The 20,120-nt window shown below is 68.5% G+C and carries 20 protein-coding genes; 8 read left to right on the forward strand and 12 right to left on the reverse strand.

Going from position 1 to position 20,120, the window contains the following annotated elements:
- Positions 1-187: 187 nt before the first annotated feature.
- The 4 genes from QLH51_RS02085 to QLH51_RS02100 all read right to left on the reverse strand — a co-directional run bounded on the left by QLH51_RS02085 (position 188) and on the right by QLH51_RS02100 (position 5,247).
- On the reverse strand, positions 188-904 hold the full coding sequence (locus tag QLH51_RS02085) for a class I SAM-dependent methyltransferase (RefSeq protein WP_125655324.1): 717 nt from the start codon (positions 902-904) through the stop codon (positions 188-190).
- 334 nt (positions 905-1,238) lie between these two features.
- Entirely contained in the window at positions 1,239-2,018 is a 780-nt protein-coding gene (locus QLH51_RS02090) for a metallophosphoesterase family protein (protein WP_125655322.1), read from the reverse strand.
- 236 nt (positions 2,019-2,254) lie between these two features.
- Complete coding sequence (locus QLH51_RS02095; RefSeq protein ID WP_125655320.1) at positions 2,255-4,135, reverse strand: acyltransferase family protein; 1,881 nt, start codon at positions 4,133-4,135, stop codon at positions 2,255-2,257.
- Positions 4,132-5,247: a glycosyltransferase family 4 protein gene (locus tag QLH51_RS02100; RefSeq protein ID WP_164516071.1), complete on the reverse strand. Its 1,116-nt coding sequence runs from the start codon at positions 5,245-5,247 to the stop codon at positions 4,132-4,134. The genes QLH51_RS02095 and QLH51_RS02100 overlap by 4 nt, the downstream gene beginning before the upstream one ends.
- Before the next feature lie 228 nt (positions 5,248-5,475).
- Here QLH51_RS02100 and QLH51_RS02105 point away from each other — a divergent pair, with 228 nt between their 5' ends.
- Positions 5,476-6,609, forward strand: a complete 1,134-nt coding sequence (locus QLH51_RS02105; RefSeq protein WP_125655316.1) for a glycosyltransferase family 4 protein — start codon at positions 5,476-5,478, stop codon at positions 6,607-6,609.
- A 67-nt stretch (positions 6,610-6,676) separates the two neighbouring features.
- Here the strand turns inward: QLH51_RS02105 and QLH51_RS02110 are convergent, their stop codons facing one another.
- Positions 6,677-8,032, reverse strand: coding sequence for an O-antigen ligase family protein (locus QLH51_RS02110; protein WP_125655314.1), 1,356 nt, complete (start codon positions 8,030-8,032; stop codon positions 6,677-6,679).
- A gap of 178 nt (positions 8,033-8,210) precedes the next feature.
- Here QLH51_RS02110 and QLH51_RS02115 point away from each other — a divergent pair, with 178 nt between their 5' ends.
- Positions 8,211-8,498, forward strand: a complete 288-nt coding sequence (locus tag QLH51_RS02115; protein ID WP_125655312.1) for a hypothetical protein — start codon at positions 8,211-8,213, stop codon at positions 8,496-8,498.
- Positions 8,499-8,536: 38 nt separating this feature from the next.
- Here the strand turns inward: QLH51_RS02115 and QLH51_RS02120 are convergent, their stop codons facing one another.
- The gene (locus tag QLH51_RS02120) at positions 8,537-9,667 is read right to left on the reverse strand and encodes a glycosyltransferase (protein ID WP_125655310.1); all 1,131 of its coding nucleotides are present in this window, start codon (positions 9,665-9,667) and stop codon (positions 8,537-8,539) included.
- Positions 9,668-9,867: 200 nt separating this feature from the next.
- Here QLH51_RS02120 and QLH51_RS02125 point away from each other — a divergent pair, with 200 nt between their 5' ends.
- Positions 9,868-11,331 carry an outer membrane beta-barrel protein gene (locus QLH51_RS02125; protein WP_164516070.1) on the forward strand — a complete coding sequence of 488 codons (1,464 nt, stop codon included), beginning with the start codon at positions 9,868-9,870 and terminating at the stop codon, positions 11,329-11,331.
- Between the two features lie 39 nt (positions 11,332-11,370).
- Positions 11,371-11,610: an XrtV sorting system accessory protein gene (locus QLH51_RS02130; protein ID WP_125655306.1), complete on the forward strand. Its 240-nt coding sequence runs from the start codon at positions 11,371-11,373 to the stop codon at positions 11,608-11,610.
- Positions 11,611-11,637: 27 nt separating this feature from the next.
- Here the strand turns inward: QLH51_RS02130 and QLH51_RS02135 are convergent, their stop codons facing one another.
- Complete coding sequence (locus tag QLH51_RS02135) at positions 11,638-12,270, reverse strand: hypothetical protein (RefSeq protein WP_125655305.1); 633 nt, start codon at positions 12,268-12,270, stop codon at positions 11,638-11,640.
- Positions 12,271-12,411: 141 nt separating this feature from the next.
- Between QLH51_RS02135 and QLH51_RS02140 the strand changes: the two genes are divergently transcribed.
- Positions 12,412-13,062 carry a PEPxxWA-CTERM sorting domain-containing protein gene (locus QLH51_RS02140; protein WP_125655303.1) on the forward strand — a complete coding sequence of 217 codons (651 nt, stop codon included), beginning with the start codon at positions 12,412-12,414 and terminating at the stop codon, positions 13,060-13,062.
- Positions 13,063-13,079: 17 nt separating this feature from the next.
- On the opposite strand, the gene QLH51_RS02145 is transcribed toward QLH51_RS02140, so the two are convergent.
- Positions 13,080-13,628, reverse strand: a complete 549-nt coding sequence (locus QLH51_RS02145; protein ID WP_125655301.1) for a retropepsin-like aspartic protease family protein — start codon at positions 13,626-13,628, stop codon at positions 13,080-13,082.
- Positions 13,629-13,839: 211 nt separating this feature from the next.
- Positions 13,840-14,757 carry a hypothetical protein gene (locus QLH51_RS02150; RefSeq protein WP_125655299.1) on the reverse strand — a complete coding sequence of 306 codons (918 nt, stop codon included), beginning with the start codon at positions 14,755-14,757 and terminating at the stop codon, positions 13,840-13,842.
- Positions 14,758-14,853: 96 nt separating this feature from the next.
- Between QLH51_RS02150 and xrt the strand changes: the two genes are divergently transcribed.
- The 3 genes from xrt to QLH51_RS02165 are packed head-to-tail and all read left to right on the forward strand — an operon-like array spanning position 14,854 to position 17,233.
- Positions 14,854-15,771, forward strand: a complete 918-nt coding sequence (gene xrt, locus QLH51_RS02155) for an exosortase (protein ID WP_125655296.1) — start codon at positions 14,854-14,856, stop codon at positions 15,769-15,771.
- Positions 15,768-16,448, forward strand: a complete 681-nt coding sequence (locus tag QLH51_RS02160; RefSeq protein ID WP_125655294.1) for an exosortase C-terminal domain/associated protein EpsI — start codon at positions 15,768-15,770, stop codon at positions 16,446-16,448. Before xrt ends, QLH51_RS02160 begins: the two co-directional genes overlap by 4 nt.
- Positions 16,445-17,233: a hypothetical protein gene (locus QLH51_RS02165; RefSeq protein WP_125655292.1), complete on the forward strand. Its 789-nt coding sequence runs from the start codon at positions 16,445-16,447 to the stop codon at positions 17,231-17,233. The genes QLH51_RS02160 and QLH51_RS02165 overlap by 4 nt, the downstream gene beginning before the upstream one ends.
- Here the strand turns inward: QLH51_RS02165 and QLH51_RS02170 are convergent.
- From QLH51_RS02170 to mltA, 3 genes are all read right to left on the reverse strand, one after another.
- Positions 17,221-18,201: an SDR family NAD(P)-dependent oxidoreductase gene (locus QLH51_RS02170; RefSeq protein WP_125655290.1), complete on the reverse strand. Its 981-nt coding sequence runs from the start codon at positions 18,199-18,201 to the stop codon at positions 17,221-17,223. The genes QLH51_RS02165 and QLH51_RS02170 overlap by 13 nt on opposite strands.
- A 111-nt stretch (positions 18,202-18,312) precedes the next feature.
- A complete protein-coding gene (locus QLH51_RS02175; RefSeq protein WP_125655288.1) occupies positions 18,313-18,855 on the reverse strand; it encodes a Smr/MutS family protein in 543 nt (180 codons plus the stop codon).
- Positions 18,836-20,107, reverse strand: a complete 1,272-nt coding sequence (gene mltA / locus QLH51_RS02180) for a murein transglycosylase A (protein ID WP_206428859.1) — start codon at positions 20,105-20,107, stop codon at positions 18,836-18,838. The genes QLH51_RS02175 and mltA overlap by 20 nt, the downstream gene beginning before the upstream one ends.
- Positions 20,108-20,120: the final 13 nt, after the last annotated feature.

The raw sequence follows: 20,120 nt of genomic DNA on the forward strand, positions 1-20,120 counted from the left end.
TCGTGCGCCACCGCCCACCCGCCGGTTCGAAAGGAGCGCGAGCGCGCGGGCGGCACAACAGGCTCCCGTCGCAAAGCGTCGCCCCGGCGAAGGCCGGGCCTCTGGCGGTTCCCGCTGCACTCCATGGCGACAAGCCCCCGGCCGTCGCCGGAATAGTGGTACGGTTCGCGGTCGGGGGAGCAGGCCGCTAACCCGGCGCGGTCGTACCCGGCAGTTTGCGATAGACCGACACGAAGTCGGATTTTCTGCCGCCGACCGCGCCGAACGATAGCCGTCCGATCAATCTCGACGCGATCTGATACCCCTGGAACAGGGCGTAGGAGTATTTTTTCAGTAGCTCGACCTGATCGCCGTCATATTCCTGGCCGAATATCTTCCGGAACCCGGCAGCGGCGAGAAATCCGTCCAGTTCGGCGGCATCCGCTTGCGGGGAATGGGCCACGACATAGGGCGCATGGCCCGGACTGCCGGCGTGCTTATGCCCCAATATATGCCGGTAATATGCGACGTGAAAGCGATGCGGGGTCAATCGCGTGACAACTGCTTTCAGCGATTTCAGGGCAGGCCCCCTGATAACCATCAGGCCTCCGTCCCGCAGGCTGTGCATCACGTTCGATATTGCCAGGGACGGGTCCGGAATATGCTCCAGCACGTTCCAGAACACGATGACATCGAATCTCATGCTTCCGAAGTCGAACGTCTGGGCATCGCCGATCATCTTGCGATGGGCGTATTTGCAGGTCGCCAATGTATCCTCTTCGAATTCCAGTACGGTATAGACCGCATCCGGATGGCGCACGAACGTCTGCGGTCCGCCGCCGACCTCGAGAATTTCGACGGTGCCATTCGAAGAAATGGCATCCTGCAAGAATTCCAGATATTCGCTCGTCGGAGTTTCGGCCAAGGCTTATTCCATTCGCTAGACAGGGCCGCCAGTTGCCCGATCCTTTCAGTTTGGCATGAAGTCGTAGCTTCCGGGTTAAATCCGCTACGTTGATGAACGATCGAGGCGTGGACATACGCAGTTCGGGGTAATGGGCAGCCGCGATACGGGACAACGACGGCGGCGAACGCGTGCGGCACGGCATGAACCATCCCGACCCGCTTTCACGGCGAAACTCTTCCCCACGCGGAATCACGAACGCGACTCGACGAACCGCCGCTTTCGCGCGAGTCGTCAGGCTGGCGAGCAGCCAGCGGCAGTTCGCCCGCCCGCGAAAAGATCGTCAGGAGATTGTCTAGGAAATTTCCGAAGGCGCATCGGTCTGGAGATGCCATATCGCCTCGCCTTCCAGGCCCAGCGCGGTCAGGCGACCGGTCGAATACGCTCCGGTATCGATGCCGATCCGGTTTTCCCGGATCGTCGGCTCCGGCCCCTCGATGCTGTGACCATGCACGACAAGCGCTTCGTACTCCCGCGTGCTGCCGAGGAACGGCTCCCTGATCCACAACAGGTCCGCCCGTTGCTGCCGCGCGAGGGGTACGCCGGGCCGGATGCCGGCGTGGACGAAATAATAGTCCCCGACGCGATAGAAGATCGGGCGCTCGCGCAGCCAGTCGATGACCTGGCGCGGGACGCTCTGGCGGACAGCCGCGATAATCCCGGCGGCGTCTGAGGGGTCGATGGCGGCAATGTCCGAACCGAAGCTGGCGAGCGTGGCGGCACCGCCATAATGCGCGAACCAGTCGCAGGCACTTTCGCGATCCCCGTCGTAAACGTCGATCATGGTCGCTTCGTGGTTGCCGAGCAGCACGGTCACCCGGGGATCGCCCGCCAGTTGCATGAGCAGGAACACGACCTGCGCCGACTGCGCTCCGCGGTCGATCAGGTCGCCGAGAAAGACGATCTCCGTTTCCGCCACCGGGCGCTCGTCGGTATCGCGTTCGACGAGGCGCAGGAGTCGTGCGAGCAGGCTGGCCTGGCCGTGAATGTCACCGATCGCATATACCCGTCGCCCGGCGGGTATGGCCCGTCGGACCGTCTGCTTCGACTCGGAGGCATGCTTATACCGGCTCACGGCGTTGCCTTAGCACAGACCTCGGCAACTATGCAGATGCCCCCTCGATCCGCCATCGGCGGCCGGCACGCGTTGCCGTTTGCCACGGCTTACCGCAGGGCGGTCACGCCTGCTTCGACGGACCGAAGAGCGATCGAAACGGCAGCGACCGCAGGCCGCGCCGGCGGATGCGTCAGGACGATGCCCCGCCCCACGATGCCGCAGGATCGGAGGACGCGCCGGGCGGACGGCGACCGTCAGCGATATACCGCCGCCGCCAGTTGCGGCGCCAGCCGGCGCGCGCCGGTCAGGCTCAGATGGTGGGCGTCGAAGTACAGCGCCTTCCCGTCCTGCTGGATGGCGCAGAAGGACGGCGTGCACATCGTCGCTGCCGGATCGACGACCGTGACGCCACGGTCCCGCAACCTGGCGATGGTCGGTGTCAGATAGGTCATCCGTTCGGCCAGCGCCGCCGGGCGGATGCCCTTCGCCTCGGCCAGCGCCCCGCGCTCCGCCAGATGCGCCAAGCGGATGCGTACCGATACCGGATTGGGCGGGACCGCCCCGACCAGCACGACCCGCTTGCCGGCCGCCTGCAACGCCTCGACCGTGGCGGTCAGCCCGGCGGGAACACCGGGGTTCGATGCGATCGCGTCGTTGGCCCAATAGCCGGCAAGCACCACCGTGCGAATGCCGGGATGCGCCTGCAACCACGCCAGCGCCTTGCGGTTGGCGGCGGCGCATCCGGTGCGGCCGGGAACCTCGATGCCCTGTACCGGCGGACAGCTCGATGCGGTCAGCTGCGCGACCGACCGCTGCCGCTGGCCGGCCAGTTCGCCCAGCGCATAGGCAAGCTCCACGCCATGGCTGTCGCCCCATAGCGCGACATCGGGTTCGACATTGGCCCCCAGCGTGCAGGGCGCACGGGTGTCGGGACCGGCCCCCTGTTCCCAGTGGCATTGCTTGCGGCGCGGGCTGGAATCGTTCCGTGCGGCATCCATCGCCAGCGCCGCGGGGCTGAACCGGGCCGGCCAGCCATTGCCGACCATCGCCACGGCACACACCGCTGCGACGACCGCTGCCGTCGCGCCCGCCATGCGGAACAGTCGCGGCGCCGGAACCCGCTGGGTGGACCGGAAGGGGCGTTCGACGAACCGCCACGACAGGGTCGCCATCACGAGCGACGCCACGACCACCGCCACGGTGCGCCATCCGGCCAGCGGCGCATCGGTCGCATATTCGGTGAAGACGATGATCGGCCAGTGCCACAGATAGAGCGAATAGGAGATCAGCCCGATGAACACGACCGGACGCCAGCCAAGCAGCCGACCGACCAGCGTGCCCGGCGCGCAGTGGATCAGCGCCGCCGCGCCCAGTACCGGCGGCAGTGCGGCAAGGCCGGGGAACGGCGTCGTCTCGTCATACAGCACGACCGCGCCGAGGATCGCGGCAAGGCCGATCCACGAAACCGCTTCGCGCGCGATTCGGTTCCGCACCGCCGGCACCGCGCCGATCGCCAGCAGCGCGCCGGCCATCAATTCCCATGCGCGGGTCGGCAGCATGTAGAAGCTGAAGTCGGGCTTGCGGGGCACCAGCACGATGCTGAGCGCGAGCGACCCGACGAAGATCGCCAGTACCAGCAGCTTGCGTCGGTTCACCGCCCAGTTGCGGATTGCGATCAGCAGCAGCGGGAAGAAGATGTAGAACTGTTCCTCGACCGCCAGCGACCAGGTGTGGAGCATCGGCTTGAGATGCGCCGAGGCACCGAAATAGCTGGCCTCCGACCAGAAGAGCAGGTTCGATACCGAAAGCAACGCGGCAACGATCGACCGCGGGACCGGGGTGAAGTCGGACGGCAGGAACAGCCACGCCGCCCCGGCCAGCGTGAACGCCATCACCACGATCAGCGCGGGCAGGATGCGCCGTATCCGCCGTTCGTAGAAACGCACCAGCGAAAACCGCGCTTCGTCGACCTCACGCGCGATGATGCCGGTGATCAGGAAGCCGGAAATGACGAAGAACACGTCGACGCCCACGAACCCGCCGAGCAGCCCGGGAACCCCGGCATGGAACAGCAGGACCGGAAGGATCGCGACGGTCCGCAGACCATCGATGTCGGCCCGGTATTTTCCCGTCATGCGTTGATGCTCCGATAGACCTCGAGAACATGGCCGGCATGGGTGCGCGGCAGCAATTCGGTGGCGACCGCCGCCCGCGCTTCGGCGTCGAGCGCGGTGGCCGTATCGGCGAGCACCGCCGCGATCGCATCGGCGAACGCCGCCGAATCGGCATCGCGCGGCACCAGCCGCCCGCCGCCCCAGCGGCGCAGGATCTCGCCATGGCCGGCATCGTCGGTGGCGACGCACGGCACGCCCAGCAACAGGCTTTCGACCAGCGTCCGCCCGAACGGTTCGGCCAGCGCGGGGATCGCCAGCACGTCCAGCGCGGCGATGTTGCGTTCGGGCGGAGACCGGAAGCCGGCGAACGCGATCCGGTCGCCGATGCCGAGGGTGTCGGCATAGACCGCGAGGTCGGCGGCGGTTTCGTCGCGGTCGCGGCCGAACATCACGAAGCGCGTGCGCGGATCGCGCTGCGCCAGCCTGGCCGCCACCTCGACGAACCACCGCGCGCGCTTGCGCCGCTGGAAATTGGCGGAAAAGCCGATCAGCCGCAGGTCGTCACCGGGCCAGCGCGCGGTGAATTCGTCGCGCGCATCGGTGAACGCCGCCGGATCGGGGATCATTTCGAACGGATTGAGGATGGCGATGGCGCCGGGAATGCCCGCCGCTTCGAGATTGCGGGTGCACGCCTGCGAGATGCTGATGACCCGTTGCGCCAGACGGACGAGCAGCCGGTCCTGCGGCTTTGCGGTGATGAAGGCGCGCTGGTGATAGACCAGCGGCAGCCCGATCGAACGGGCGGCGATTCCCCACGACTGCATCGACCACAGGTCGCAGCAATGGACGATCGCGTCCGGCCCGAACGACCGCAGCAGCCGCCGGCGAGCCGGAAAGCGCCGGATGTCGCGCAGCGTTTCGCGGCGTCGTGCCGGCGGTCCGGGCGTCGTCACGACCTCCAGCCCGCGCGCGCGGGCTTCCTGTTCGACGGTCGATCCCTCCACTGCCAGGATGACGGTCCGCACGCCATGGTCGCGCGCCAGCGCCCCTGCCAGCAGAAAGGTCGAGATATGACTTCCACCGACGCCATATCCCGTGAAAGGGAATAGGATCGGACCGATCGGTTTCGCCAAGGATACCCCCTGTTCCATCACCGTGCCCGCGGCCGTCGATCCGGTGGAGCGGATCGATGCGGCACGCCCTGCACTTTCATATCGCAGTGCAGCATAGAATTATTTCTGGCAAGACTGGTATGCGCCGCCACATGGTGGCTGGGCGTAGCGCGGGCACCGGGTTCGGCAATGGCTTTTGCGGTGCAGCGTGCCTAGATACCGCCGGTTTACGCAGGAAGGTGAGATTTGATGAGCGCCCATCCCGACGACGACCGCGTGGTCGATACCGTGGTCATGCCCTTCACCACGGCGCAGGTCGGCGGCAGCCACGTATCCGGCACCACGCTGGGGGCGAGCCTGCAGCGGGTCTATGGGGTACGGTCGATCGTCGTCGCACCGGAGGGGGCGGAGGTGCTCGACCTCGCCCGCGGTCTCGGCATGGAGGGACAGGTCAGCGGCGATCCCGCGCGCTGGCGGCACCGGCCGGACCGCGACCTGCTGCGGACGCCGGCGCGGGTCGCTATGTTGCGCGCCCTGCCCGGCCGGCGGCTGGTGCATTGCAACGACCTTGGCGCATTGCAGGCATGGGCTCCGGCGGCGCGCCTGCTGGGCATTCCGCTCGTCTATCATTGCCGCGCGTTCGATCGCGACCGCTGGTTCAACCGGCTGGTGATCCGTTCGGCCGATCATGTCATCTCGATCGCGCGCGGTGTCGATGCGTCGCTGTCCTTCCTTCCGGCCGAGCGGCGTTCGGTACTGGTCAACCCGTTCTCGACCCCCTTGTCGGTCGATTCGGCGGCGGCCCGGCGACGCCTGCTCGACGATCTCGGTGTAGCGGAGGCACGGATCGTCGGCTTCGTCGGCAATATGTGGAAGCGCAAGCGGCCTGAGATGTTCGTAGACATCGCGCAACGACTGGCAGCGACCGATCCCGACCTGCGGTTCGTCCTGTTCGGCCGGGACGGCGATGTGACCAGCGACACGATGCGCGCGAAGATCGCCGCCGCCGGACTTTCCGACCGCTTCCTCCTTGCCGGGTTCCGCCTGCCGCCCGAGGCCAATCTGGCCGCGCTCGACCTGTTGCTGATGCCCGCGCTCGACGAACCGTTCGGGCGAACCCCGGTGGAAGCGCTGCTGCTCGGCATTCCCTATGTCGCCGCCGACGACGCCGGCCATTCCGAAATCCACGCCCGGTGGGGCGGCGGGCGCGTGCTGCCGATCCCCGCCGATGCCGATGCCTATGCCGCCGTCTGTCGCGACGTGCTCGCCAACCCCGATGCCGTCCGGCTGCCGCCGGAGCGTCGCCGCGAAATCCACGCGGAACTCAGCCCCGACCGCCATGGCATCGACGTCATGAACGTCTATCGCTCCATGCGGCGCTAGGCTCGCCCTGTCGTCACCCGGGCCCGACAGGTCCGGGGTAACGACGGTGGACTGCGATCGGGCGGGTTCAACTCGCGAGCGCGGCGGATCGATCCGGTTCGCCGCGCAGTGGCCGGGGCAGGCGGCGCACGGCCTGCTGCTGATAGGCATAGGCCAGCGTCAGGCCACAGATCACCCCGTACATCAGCACGCCCTCGATCTGCCAGAGCGGCATCGTGCTCAGGTTCAGGATCAGGAAGCCGCCATGCATGGCGATCAGCGGCATGCGTACCGACCGGGGCACGGACAGCAGCGGCAGCATCATCGTCAGCCACAGGATGCAGACCGCGATCGCGCCCAGCGCACCGAATTCGAAGAGGTAGGACAATATGGTATTCTGCGCATAGACGCTGAACACCAGTTCCCAGCTGTCCGGCCCGTGGCCGATCGTCTTGGCCACCGGCGAGCTTTCGGCATACGCCTCGGCATATTGCGCCCAGACATAGGCGCGTCCCGAATTGGTACTGCGTTCCTGCCGGGTGAAGGTCGATACCGGGCGCATGAAGTCGGTCGGGTTGGACGCGAAATCGACCACGGACTGCACGCGCGCGCCCAGATCGACGTTCACCGACATGATGGCCAGCAGCGCGGCGAGACCGCCGGCCGTCACCGCCAGCGGGCGGCTGCGTGGGCTGAGCGTGCGCAGCGGCGCCACCAGCGCCAGCCACAGGATCAGCGGCAGCATCGCGACCGCGGTCGTGCGGTAATTGGCAAGGCCGATACCGACGATGATCGCCACCGTCATCGCCACGCGGATCCACCCGCGTACCGTCGTCGCCAGCGCGATCGCGATCAGCCCGCCGGCAAGGGCGATCGAAAAGACCGATTCGTGGGTATAGCCGCCGACATAGGACACCGACCCGTCGCTTTCCCCCTGCTTGGTGATGCCGAGCGCGATCGAGGTGACGAGGAAGAACAGCGGCGGCAGATAGGCCACCATCAGCGCCCCCGCCATGCGTGGCGGGGTGATGTCCTGCGCACCGCGCATCGTGCCGAGGATGATGAGCACCAGATAGGCGAACTTCGTTACCTGCTCGACCATCTCCATCGGCACGCGATTGACGAAGGCGCTGAGGGCGATGATCGCGACCAGGGCGTAGATCGGCACCATCCACACCAGCCGCAGATAGCGGACCCCGACCATGAACAGCCCGACCACGACCACCAGGATCGACACCACGGCATTGATGCTCAGCCCCGCGGCGATCTTCGGCGTGGTGTAGGGCGCATAGGCGTCCATCACCAGCCGCAGCCATACCGCGCCGATCACGAACCGCCCGGGCGTCGAGCGGACGCGGACGAGCGCGATGACGAGCGGCACCAGCAGCAACAGGGTCGTGGGTATCAGGCCGTAGAGCGGAATCGCCCGTTCCGGCTTAAGCATCGACGGGTCCATGCGATTCCCTCATTACCGCCGGCAGGCACATGCCGGCCACGAAATTCGCTTCGCGTTTCGTCGCCGCCCTTACGATACGCAACATATTATTTACGCGCGATTGCGATATAGTCGCTCGCGAAATCGAAGGCCGACCGCCGGGCCATGTATCAGGAGTTTAGTCGCCATGTCCGCACTGCCCGAAATGGAGGTGCCCCCGTCCGCACCGCCGGCGGTCGACACCCCCGTCGCGCCAGTCGCTGCCGAACCGTCGAAGCGACGGCGCGGCCGCTCTGCCCAGATCCTGCCGTTCCGGCAGGATGAGGACGTGATTCGCAGCTTCTTCGCCGATACCGTCGCGCCGACCCCGGCCTATGGGATGCGGGGCTGGACGCGCGCGTCGCTCATCACGATCGCCGCCGCCGGTGCGGGTGGCGCGTTCATCGCCGCGGCGTCGCAGTTTCTGGAATTCTGAACCGGCCGGCCACGCAATCTGCCGGACGAAACCGCCGATCAGCGCCCGCGCGCATCCGGCAGGGTTTCGTCGATGATCGCCCAGTAACGATCCGCGACGGCCGCGACGTCGAAATCGGCAGCGCGCGCCGATGCCAGCGTGCCCAGCCGCGTACGCTCCGCCGCATCGCCCATATGGCGGATGCCCGCGACCATCGCCGCCACGTCGTTGCACGGCACCAGCAGCCCGTGCGGCGCGACCACCAGGCCGTCGGTCGCCTGCGCGCGCAGGATGTGCGAGGGACCCGACGGACAATCGGTCGACAGGACCGGCAGGCCGACCGCCATCGCCTCGACCAGGCCGTTCGGAAATCCCTCCGCGTTCGACGGCAGGACATAGAAATCGGCCCCCGCCATCAGCGCATAGGGATTGGCGGTGAAGCCGGGCAGGTGCACCCGGTCGGCCACGCCCAGTTCGGCTGCCAGCGCCAGCAGCGAGTCACGCTCGCCGCCTTCACCGGCGATCACCAGATCCTGTTGCGGGCGCGCCGCGGCATAGGCCCGGATCAGCAACGCGAAATTCTTGTTGGGCGCGAGACGCCCGACGCCCAGCAGATAGGGCGCATCGGGCCGCCACGCCGGTGGCTCCGCCGCCATCCGCGCGATCCGCGACAGGTCGAACGGATTGTCGATCGCCAGGACCCGGTCCGCGCGGACGCCATATGCCTCGACCAGATGGTCGCCGACACCCTGCGACACCGCTATCACCCGCGAAGCGCGGCCATAGGCGAGGCGGACCATCGCCTTGATGACCCGCGCGCCGCCACCGTCGCTCAGATGGGCGGAGGTATGGACCCGCTCGCTGACGAGGAACGGGCGGCGCAGGATGCCCATCGCCACGGCGTTGCAGATATTGGCGCGGGTAAGGAAGCTGAGCGTGACGTCGGGCCGCCGGCGCAGCAGATGCCGGGTCAGCCCGTTCAGGCTCGCCGCCAGCCCGCCCCCGCCGCGCAGCCGCACCACCGGCAACCAGTCCGGCAGGGCATAGGCCTCCGCCTCGTCGTCGAGCAGGACCAGTTCGATGTCGTGCGTCGCCATCCGCGATCGCGAATGGGTGAGCAGCGTCGTCATGACGCGTTCCGCCCCGCCGCCGGCAAGGGAATTGATGACGAACGAGATTTTTGGACGCATGGCTTTCCCCCGCGAGGCACCAGCCCCGATCGACACGGCGACCGCCTATTCGCCCAAGGCGCGCGCGATGTCCACGCCGGTCCTGCATCCTCCCGACCGGAGCGTGGCCACCCAATGCCGCTTCGCGCGTTGCGTTGTCGCGACGATGCGGGCAGAGCATCGACAGGGAAAAGAATATGAATCAGCGTATCGGGGGAACCATGGGTAAGTTCGGGCAGACGCGATGGGCCGGATTGTCGGTCGTGGCCGCAGGGCTGATGGCCGGCGTCGCCGACGCGCAGACGACGCAGACGCCGCCGTCCGATCCGCAAGTAGTGGTGCCGGGCCGCACCCCCGAACCCGCGCCACCGACCGCGCAGGAGGGGCAGGCCGGCGTCAGCACCGAAACGACCGCCGACGGGACCGCGCCCGGCCTGAACGACGTCAATCGCGCGCTGGCCGAACAGCGCGAGGCCGAACCGATCCAGACCGGCCTGATCCCGATCGACTCGACGCGGTTCCTCGGCACCACCGTACGCGGCCGGTCGCGTCCCGAATTCACCGCGCCGGGGCTGCGCGCGGGGAGCTTCCGCATCTATCCGACGGTCGGGCTGGACCTTGGCTATGATGCCAATGTGTTCGCGACCAGCAATGCGCTCGGCGATGCGTTCGGCACCGTCACCGGGACCGTGCGTGCCCGGTCGGACTGGAACCGGCACCAGCTCGGCCTCGATGCGCGCCTGTCGCAGAGCGAATATGCGACCTACGGCACCGAGGGCGGCACCGAATATCGCCTCGCCGGGTCCGGACGGCTCGACATCGTCGGGCGCAACGCGCTCGAAGCGGTGGCGGTACGCCAGCGGGTGATCGTCGACCGCGCCAATATCGGCGAAATTCCGAACACCGAACGTCCGCTGCGCTATGACGAGACGATCGGGTCGCTGACCGGCATCGTCGGCGAAGGACGGCTGCTCGGCCGGGTCGGCGCGACCTACACCCGGCGCAGCTATGAAGACAATGCGCTGATCGACGGCACCCCGCTGGCGCTGGGGTTCCGCGATGCCGATCGCTGGGAACTGCGTGCCGATGTCGGCTATCAGCTGCGGGCGGCGCAGACCGTGTTCTCGTCGGTCACCCTCGACCGGCGGCGCGGCAGCGCGCCGGTCGCGGGCCTGCCGACCGTCGACAGCGACGGCGCGCAGATCCTGGTCGGCGTGCGCGGCGAATTGTCGCCGCTCATTCGCGGACAACTGGCCGCCGGCGTGCTGCACCAGAATTTCCGCAGCCCGCTGGTCCGCGACGTGACCGGCCTCGCGCTCAGCAGCCGGGTGGAATGGCTGCCGACCGAACTGACGACCGTCACGGTGTCGGGCGAGCGTTCGCTCCAGACCAGCGCCCTGCGCGACGACCTCAACTACATCATCACCAGCTTCGACCTGCGCGTCGATCACGAACTGCTGCGCAACCTGCTGCTCCTGGCACAGGCGCGCTACGCCACCGCCGACTATCGCTCGTCGACGCGGGTCGACGAACTCTATTCGATCGGCAGCGGGGCCGATTATTTCATCAGCCGCAACATCCGCAGCACGTTGCGGCTGACCGCGTCGAAACGGACCAGCAGCGGTTCGATCCGGCCGAACTTCAACGATTTCGTGGCGACGGTCGGTGCATCCTACGCCTTCTGACGCGGTGACGGTCCGGCGCACACCGGGACCGGAACGCGGATGACGACCCCGTTCGACTGGATCACGATGGCCGTCTTCGCGGCGATCGTGATCCTGTTCCTGCAACGCTCGGGGGCACCGGTGGCACGCGATACGATGCTGCACTATCTGCCGCCCGCGCTTGGCTGCGCGCTGGCCAACTATCTGGGCAACCACGACCAGCCCGGATGGGCGACGCTGCTTGTGGGGGCCGTGATCGCCTATGTGGCGATCGTCCTGCGCCCGTTCGGCCGGGACTGACGCGATCCGGCGACCGGTCCCGCGCTGCTAATACAGCCAGTTCGACCATTCGGCGACCGGAGTCCACCGGCCCTGCCGCCGTTGCAGCGCATATAGCGCGCCGTGGTGATTCGCCTCGACCGTCACGAATCCGATATCGCCATAGCGAACCGGATCGCGCACGCCGAAACGCGGCGTACAGCGGCGCAGGCGGTTGATGACCCACCAACGCGCGGTGACGCCCGGCGGCAGCGCGTCTGCGGTCAGCGTCAGCCGGCGACGGATATCCGCCCATGGCCGCGCCATCCGGGTCGCCGCGCCGTTCAGCGTCTGCTGCACCATCGGCGGCAAGGCGTCCGACCGGTTTCGCACGGCCGGCGGGGTCGGTTCGCCGATCGGCACCTTCAGCCCGGTCGGCGGAAACCAGCGCAGATCGGCGCGCGAGCCACGCGGCGCGCGCGCCATCTCGCGAAACACGCTCAGCGAGTCGCCATCGGTGGTCCGGTCGGTACAGACCGGGCCGTTGCGGGCGACCATCAGCATCAGCACGGACCGCACCATCGCTTCATCGTCGTCGATTCGTCCATCGCCGCCGCCACCGGCGCATCCGGCGAGCAGGAGCGCGACGATCCCGGCGATGAAACGCCGCGGGCGTGGGGACGGGATGTGGCGTGGCTCCATCACCGCGACCATCGGCGACCCTCGCCGGAAAGTAAACGGCACAACGACATGCCCCGGAACGGGACGCCGCCGAATTCGCGCGCGTTACCCGTTGGAAACGTTTCGGCCTTGTGCGATTAGTGGTTTGTAAAGGAATTTGCCGTGAGCGAACAAATTGTAACCCTGCGCACCGAGGATCGGTGGCGCCGCTGGATGATGGTCGGGGTCGTCAGCGTGCTGACCCTGTCGAGCGGCACCGTCATTTCCGAACGCGCGCTGTTCAGCCCCCTCGCCGACGATCCCGCCTTTGCCGGATTCGCGCCGACCGCCTATGCGATGCTGACGCCGACCGGCGGCCCTGGCGGTCCCGGTGGCCAGGGCGGATTGCGCCGCACCGGCGGGAATGATCCGTTTCCGCAGGCGTTCGGTGCGATCCCGCAGCCCGGTGATCCGGCGGCGACCGGCGGCGCGCCGGGCGGCATTCCCGATGGCGCGACCGGCGCTGGCCCGGCGCCGCAGGGTGTCGGCAATCTTCCCAGCGACTCGATCCCCGGCGGCGCGGGCGCCCCCGGCGGGGCCGGCGCCGGACCGGGCGGCACCCTGCCCGGCCCGGGCGGATCGTTGCCGGGCGGTGGCGGCGCCACCCCGGGCGGCACCACGCCGGGCGGTCCGGTAACGCCGCCGGTCAGCGCCGTTCCCGAACCGGCCAGCTGGGCCATGATGATTCTCGGTTTCGCCTTTATCGGCGGTATCCTGCGGCGACAGCGCAACGGGTCGTCGCGCGCTGTGACCGGGCGTACCGCGACGGCTTGATCCGGCGCGCGTCCCGCTTACCGCAGGTGCAGCTTGCCTGCGGTGAGCGTGACGGAATCCAGCTTGGCCAGCATGTTCTGGCCAAGCAGCGATACGCCCAGCCCGTCGCGGACGACCACCGCGCTCAACCCCCGGACGTCATGCCCGGCCAGCTCGATCCGCTCCAGTCTGGTCCATGCCATCGCCGCATCGCCGCCGACGGTGCTGACCCGCCCGACGAACTTGTCACGATCCATCACGATGCCGGCGGATCGCGCATCGGCATCGGTCAGGACCATATAGGACGCGCCGGTATCGACCAGAAAGCGGATCGGCTTTCCGTTCACCTTCGCCTGAACATAGAATAATCCGTCGCTATGCCGATCGGTCCGCAGGCTGGCCGGTTCGGTCATCGGCAGCGGCGGCGATGGCGACGACGGCTGGGTCGCGATGATCGGAACCGCCGCGGCGGCGATCCCCTCGGCTGCCGGGACGAAGCCCAGCCGGTCCGATTCGCCGAGGGTGGCGATGCTGGCGGTGGCGATGCCGGAAAGCACCGCTGCACGAAGGATGGCATTGGCGAACATGCCGACCGGTATCGCAGCTACGGCTTACGCGACCGTTTGCGGAACTGGTGCAGGACCGGTTAACCAGCTTCGCGCTGGCGGCATCGGCCACGATGCCAAGGCCAATCGATGCGGTTCGAGCGTCGATCGACAGTGTCCGTAGTCCGGGATGGCAGAGGCGATGGCCTGCGCCATCTCCGTTAGTGGCTTGATGCCGGTCGGCCCTGTCGGATCAGGAACTCGCCGGTGCCGTGCTTCCGACCGGAGCGGCGGAACCGAAGGTGCGACGCAGGTGCACGGTCTGCAACAATCCGGCGATCAGGATCACCAGCCCGGCGAGCGTCAATTGTACCGCGACCACCCAATAGGGTGCGCGCATCGTCCGGGTCGAGTTGTACAGGACATAATAGGGTCGCGTGACCTGCAACCCGGCATAGCGATACAGCCGCTCGATCGATCCCGGCAGGTTGTTGCGGACCAGCGTGCCGGTCCGGTCCTCCACCTGCGCGTTCGGCAACATGCGCGCCTGGTCGCGCGGCTCCAACTCGACGAAATAGGCGATCTGCGGCGTCGCGGGGTCCGTTCCGGCCGCGACGATCGGCGCGAACCGCACGCCCCGCCGCGTTACCAGCAGGTTCTGCGCATAGGCGGCGGTTCGGTCGTACAGGATCGTCCCGCGCAACGTCGCGGCCCCGCTGTCGACCCGGCTCACGCTCACCGGATCGGGAGTGACGACCCGGTCCGACCGACGATCCGCCGTCCGCGTCAGGGCGATCAGCGCGATGACGAGCGCGGCGCTGAGCAAGGCGCTGGCCAACACGAACAGGAACTGGCGAAACCGGATCGCGCTGATCCGCGCGGCGGCGACAGGGGACCGGTCGGCGTATCGCGGATCGTCGCGCTGGTGGCGGTCCCGCAGCAACAGCAACGCCGGTGATCCGAACAGCAAAACCGGCAGCACGAAGGTCAGGGTCGGCGCGAACTGGCCGAACTGGTCGAACTGCCATTCGGCCAGCGTGGCATACAGGCCGGCATAGTGCAGCATCTCCCAGAGGAAATAGAGCAGTACCACCAGGACCCACAACGTCATGATCCGGGCGAGGACGGGACGATCGACGCGTGGCATCCGCGATTTCAACCAGCCACGCATCGCAATCCCCCCTGTGTCGCCTGATCCCGGCCCGACGATCCGCCGGGCAGGGACGGAGCTTTGCGCTTACCGTCCGCAAAGTCTACCACGCTGACAATGACCAACGCGCTTTTCCCCGTTCGCGTTCCGGCGATCCCCGACGATGCCGCCGCCGCGGCCCGGCGCAACGGATGGCGGGGCTGGCGCGTGTCCGCGACATACTGGTTCCTCGCGATCGCCATCGTCCTGTTCCTGCTGCCGGTGGCGGTGGCGATGGTCCGCGAAAGCTGGTCGACCGAGCAGGGCGCGCAGGGGCCCCTGATCCTGGCGAGCGGGGCGTGGCTCCTCGCGCACGAGGCACGCGGCCTGCGAACCATGCCGGGACGACCCGGTATCGTGGCGGCAGCCCTGCTGCCGGCGGCACTTGCGGTCGTCTTCGGCCGGGTGACCGGCAATCTGTGGGTGGACTGGGCGGGGAGCCTGGGGGCGCTGGCCGTCATCCTCTACGCGGTGGCCGGGGGCGCGGCGGTGCGCCGCCTGTGGTTCCCGCTGCTCTACCTGCTGTTCCTCGTCCCCATTCCCTATGCGATCGTCGGTCCGCTGACCCATGCCCGCAAATTATGGCTGTCGGGCAGCGCGGTCGACCTGCTGTCCTGGGCGGGATACGATGTCGCCTATGGCGGGACGACCCTGTACATCGACCAGTACGAGCTGCTGATCGCCGATGCCTGTGCCGGCATGAACTCGCTGTTCAGCCTCGTCGCGATCGGCGGCTTCTATATCTATCTGCGTCACCGCGACCATCTGCGCCGCGCGATCTTCCTCGCGGTGATGCTCGCTCCCGTCGCCGTCTTCACCAATCTGTTACGGGTCGTGCTGCTGATGCTGGTCACCCGCCACTGGGGCGATGCGGTGGCGCAGGGGGTGTTCCATGATGCGATCGGCATGGTGATGTTCGCGACGATGCTCGGCAGCCTCGTGGCGCTCGATCTCGCCGCCGCCGCGCTGACGAAGCGCCGGGGCACGCCGGCGTGAGCGTCGTGCCGCGTCCCGACCGGCGACAGCTGATCCTGGGGACGGCCCTCCTCGCGACGGCGGGGGTCGCCAACGCCCTGCGCCCGAGCAATGCGCCCGCCGCCACGATCGACCTGCTGCGCGCGATCCCGCTGGCGCTCGGCCCCTATCGCTACGACAGCGCGATCGCGCTCGTCCTGCCCGATGCGGGTGAGACCAGCCAGCGGATCTACGATCAGGTGCTGACCCGCAGCTATGTCGCCGCCGGGCGGCCGGCGGTCATGCTGGTGGTCGCCTATGGCGCGGCGCAGGATGCCGGCCTTGCGCTGCACCGGCCCGACGCCTGCTATCCAGCGGCCGGCTACCATATCGCAGCGACGCGACAGGTGGATGCGCGTCCGGGCGCGGTTGCCCCGGTCCCGGCGACGCTGCTGACCGCCACGCGGCAGGACCGGATCGAACAGGTCCTGTACTGGACCCGGATCGGCGAACGCTTCCCGACATCGGCGTTGGCGGAGAAACTGGACATTCTGCGCGCCAACCTGTCGGGCGAACGGCCCGATGGCATGCTGGTCCGGGTGTCGGTCGAGGATCACGATCCGGCGACCGCGCTGGACCAGTTACGGCGATTCGTGGCGACGCTGCTCGTGGCGGTCGATCCCATGACCCGCGCCCGGCTGGTCGGGGATGCCGCGTGACCCGGCGCGGCGTCGCTGCGGCCCTGCTGCTGCTGGCGGCGGGTTGCGATCCCGGCCCGCCGGACGGTCAGGTGGTGGCCCGCGTCGCGGGCGAGGAAATCACCCGACGCGACCTCCTCATCGAACTGCAATCCAGCGCCCTCCCGCCGGGGGTCGATATCGGGCGTTACCGCAAGGCGCTGGTCGAAGCGGTGGTCGCCCGCAAACTGTTGGCCCATGCCGCCCGGCAGGAGGGCATCGACACCACGCCCGAATATCTGGCCGCGATCCGGCGCGACCGCGAACAGCGGCTGGTGCAGTTTCTTGGCAACCGCGACGCCGCCCGGCTGTCGCCGACGCCAGCGGCCATCGCCCGCCACGCCGCCGGCCGCGATGGAGCCTATGCCGGCCGACAGGTGCTGACGATCGATCGGTTGCGCCTTGCCGGCACCGACGGCGCGATCGACCTGCGGGGCTCGATCGATGCGGTTGCGGCGCGGCTGGACGCCGATGGTCGCCGCTATCGGCGGGAGCGGGTGTCCGAAGACAGCCTGACCCTGTCCGCCGCACGGCACGCGGCACTGGCGCGCACGGTCGATGGCCCGCCGCTGCGCACGGACCGGGCGGGCGAAGTCATCCTCGAGGACGTGGTGGGCACCCTGCCCGCACCGGTGCCGCCGGCCCGGCGCGCCGCCGTCGCCCGCGACGAACTGGAACGGGCGATCCGCGCACGCAGCGATGCCCGGCGCATCGCCCGGCTCCGCGCGCGGGCGCGGATCGAATATCAGCCGGGCTACGCGCCGTAGAAGTCGCGATACCAGTCGGCGAACTTGCCCAGGCCTTCCTTCAGCATGACCTTGGGACGATAGCCGCACACCGCGTTCAGCCGCGACACGTCGGCATAGGTCGCGGTCACGTCGCCGGGCTGCATCGGACGCATGATCTTCTCGGCCTTGCGCCCGATCGACTCCTCCAGCGTCTCGATCATCTCCATCAGCCCGACCGGGTGGCTGTCGCCGATGTTCAGGATGCGGTTGACGCCGCGCTCCGGCGGATGGTCGAGCGCGCCGACGATCCCGTCGACGATGTCGTCGATATAGGTGAAGTCGCGCGCCATGCGCCCCTCGCCGAACACCTCGATCGCATCGCCGCGCATGATCTTCTGCGTGAAGCTGAAATAGGCCATGTCGGGACGCCCCCACGGGCCGTAGACCGTGAAGAAGCGCAGCCCGGTCTGCGGAAAGCCGTACAGCTTGGCATAGGACTGGCTCATCAGCTCGCAGGCGCGCTTAGTCGCCGCATAGAGCGATACCGGCGCCGCTGCCGGCTCGTCCTCGGAAAAGCCGGCGGTGCCGATCGGCTTGTCGCCATAGACCGAGCTGGACGACGCATAGACCAGATGGGCGAAGCCGTCCGGCGCGTGACGGCAGGCTTCCATGATCGAAAGATGGCCGGCAAGGTTGGAGCGTTCATAGGCGAACGGATTGTCGATGCTGTAGCGCACCCCGGCCTGCGCGGCGAGATGCACGACCCGGTCGACGCCGTTCTCGCGGACCAGACGCGCCATCGTTTCGCTGTCGGTGATGTCGGCGCGGTGGAAGGTGAAACCGGCCTGCCCGTCGAACGTCGCCAGCCGCGCTTCCTTCAGCGCCACGTCGTAATAGTCGTTGACGATATCGACGCCGATGACGGTCTCGCCCCGCGCCAGCAGGCGGTGGGCGGTGGCATGGCCGATGAAACCGGCGACCCCGGTGACGAGAATGGGAGCAGGCATCGACGTTTCTCCAAGTAGCGACGGTCGCGACACAGGCGATGATCTGCCGCACCTACAGGAAGGAGCGCCTGAAAACCATGACATTTTGCTGCTATGCAGCAATCGCGGGCGCTACGAACCCGAACGGCGCAGGATAAGGTACAGCGCCCCCTGCCCGCCATGGCGCGGATGCGCCGGACGGATCGAGGCGATCCGGTCGGCATGACGCCCCGCCACGATCCAGTCGCCGACCGCCGCGCGGATCGCGCCGCGGGCATGGGGCCGTTCCGACTCGGGACGCGGCGGGTTGCCGGTCACCAGCAGCACCACCCGATCGCCCTGCCGGATCGCCTGCCCCAGCCGCTGGTCGAGCAGCAGATGCGCCGATTGCAGCGTGTGGCCGTGAAGGTCGATCGTCGATTCAGGGCTAACCAGCCCGCGCGACAGCCGCCGGTCCCAACTGGCGTCGAGCGTCGGGCCGGGCGTCCGCGCCCTGGCCGGGGCCGGCGGTGCAGCATGCGGGCGCGCGCGCACCGGCTTGGGTGCGGGCGCGCCGTGCTTCTCCAGCGCGGACGGGGCGACCGGAACGGCACGGGCGGGGTGGAGCGGCCTTACCGCCGAGACCACCCGCGCCCACAGCGCCGCCTCACCGGGATCAAGGCGTCGCCCGGCCACCCGCGATCCGCTGGACGGTGCCGATCGGCAGCAACAGAAAGGCGGTGCCGCGCGCGCTCATGCCGCCCGCGATCGCCCGCGCCTCGTCGCCCGCGCCCCAGAAGGTGTCGAAGCGGTTGGTGCCCTTGATCGCGCCGCCGGTATCCTGCGCGACCCACAGGCCGCTGGCGTCGGTCCGGTCCATCGACAGGAACACCGGCGCGCCGAGCGGCACGAAGCGGACGTCGACGGCGACGCTGGCATTGCCGGTCACCGGCAGCCCCATCGCGCCCAGCGGCCCCGCCCCGGTCAGCTCGCGGAAGAACACGAAGCTCTTGTTCTCGCGCATGATCGCGCGCCCCTGTTCGGGATTGGCGCGCAGCCACGCCATCAGCCCCTGCATCGACGCCTGCCCCGGCTGCACCAGCCCGCGGTCGCGCATCAGCTTGCCGATGCCGGTATAGTCGCGGCCGTTCTGCCCGGCATAGCCGATCCGCATCACTCCGCCATCGGGCAGGCGGAGGCGGCCCGACCCCTGCACCTGCAGGAAGAACATCTCGACCGGATCGGCCGCCCATGCGATTTCCAGCCCGCGCCCGGCCAATGCACCTTCCTCGATCGCGGTCCGATCGAAATAGGGGACGAAGGCCGTGCCATCCACCCGGCCGCGTATCCGCTTGCCCTTCAGGTCGGTCGAGAACAGGCCGAGGTCGACCTCGACCAGATCGCCGGGCACGCCGTAGATCGGCGTTTCATACCCGCTGCGCCGCGTGCGCGACCCATGGATTTCGGGTTCGTAATAGCCGGTGGCGAACGCCTTCCCGTCGCCGACCTGCGCGGTTTCGAACCAGCGCGCGAAGAACGCCCGCGCCCCGCCCGACGCCACGCTGCGCGCCGCGTCGCACGCCGGCTGCCAATCGGAACCGCGGGTCAGCCCGGTCGGGTCGGTGCGCCGCACGACAGAGGGACAGCTGATCCGGAACGCGGCCAGCGCACGCGCGGCGACGTCCTCGGTGATCGGCAGCGAGGATATTGTCGGTCCGGCAACCACGCCGGCCGCCGCCGCGGTCGTCGCGCCGTCGGCAGTACCGACCCCGGTGATCGGCGGCAGCGGAACGGCGGCGGTCGGCTGGCGCACCGGCAGCGGCCGGGTCGGCGTGGTCCGTACCGGCTGTGCCCGCGCGGGTGCCGGCAGCGACGCGGCGCTTTCGGCACCGCGCGGCACGATCGCGTTCGAACAGCCGGCCAGCAGCAGCGCGGCGACGGCCGCCATCCCCCCCTGTCGC

It is taken from the genome of Sphingomonas sp. 2R-10 (assembly GCF_030062225.1).
Lineage (GTDB): Bacteria > Pseudomonadota > Alphaproteobacteria > Sphingomonadales > Sphingomonadaceae > Sphingomonas.

What these genes read in the sequence shown, in the direction of transcription:
- QLH51_RS02095 (WP_125655320.1), bottom strand. Translation starts at nt 4,135, where the DNA reads ATGACGGGAAAATACCGGGCCGACATCGATGGTCTGCGGACCGTCGCG.
- xrt (WP_125655296.1), top strand. Translation starts at nt 14,854, where the DNA reads ATGACCAACGCGCTTTTCCCCGTTCGCGTTCCGGCGATCCCCGACGAT.
- QLH51_RS02120 (WP_125655310.1), bottom strand. Translation starts at nt 9,667, where the DNA reads ATGCGTCCAAAAATCTCGTTCGTCATCAATTCCCTTGCCGGCGGCGGG.
- QLH51_RS02150 (WP_125655299.1), bottom strand. Translation starts at nt 14,757, where the DNA reads ATGCGTGGCTGGTTGAAATCGCGGATGCCACGCGTCGATCGTCCCGTC.
- QLH51_RS02115 (WP_125655312.1), top strand. Translation starts at nt 8,211, where the DNA reads ATGTCCGCACTGCCCGAAATGGAGGTGCCCCCGTCCGCACCGCCGGCG.
- QLH51_RS02105 (WP_125655316.1), top strand. Translation starts at nt 5,476, where the DNA reads ATGAGCGCCCATCCCGACGACGACCGCGTGGTCGATACCGTGGTCATG.
- QLH51_RS02110 (WP_125655314.1), bottom strand. Translation starts at nt 8,032, where the DNA reads ATGCTTAAGCCGGAACGGGCGATTCCGCTCTACGGCCTGATACCCACG.
- QLH51_RS02125 (WP_164516070.1), top strand. Translation starts at nt 9,868, where the DNA reads ATGGGTAAGTTCGGGCAGACGCGATGGGCCGGATTGTCGGTCGTGGCC.
- QLH51_RS02145 (WP_125655301.1), bottom strand. Translation starts at nt 13,628, where the DNA reads ATGTTCGCCAATGCCATCCTTCGTGCAGCGGTGCTTTCCGGCATCGCC.
- mltA (WP_206428859.1), bottom strand. Translation starts at nt 20,107, where the DNA reads ATGGCGGCCGTCGCCGCGCTGCTGCTGGCCGGCTGTTCGAACGCGATC.
- QLH51_RS02130 (WP_125655306.1), top strand. Translation starts at nt 11,371, where the DNA reads ATGACGACCCCGTTCGACTGGATCACGATGGCCGTCTTCGCGGCGATC.
- QLH51_RS02170 (WP_125655290.1), bottom strand. Translation starts at nt 18,201, where the DNA reads ATGCCTGCTCCCATTCTCGTCACCGGGGTCGCCGGTTTCATCGGCCAT.
- QLH51_RS02135 (WP_125655305.1), bottom strand. Translation starts at nt 12,270, where the DNA reads ATGGAGCCACGCCACATCCCGTCCCCACGCCCGCGGCGTTTCATCGCC.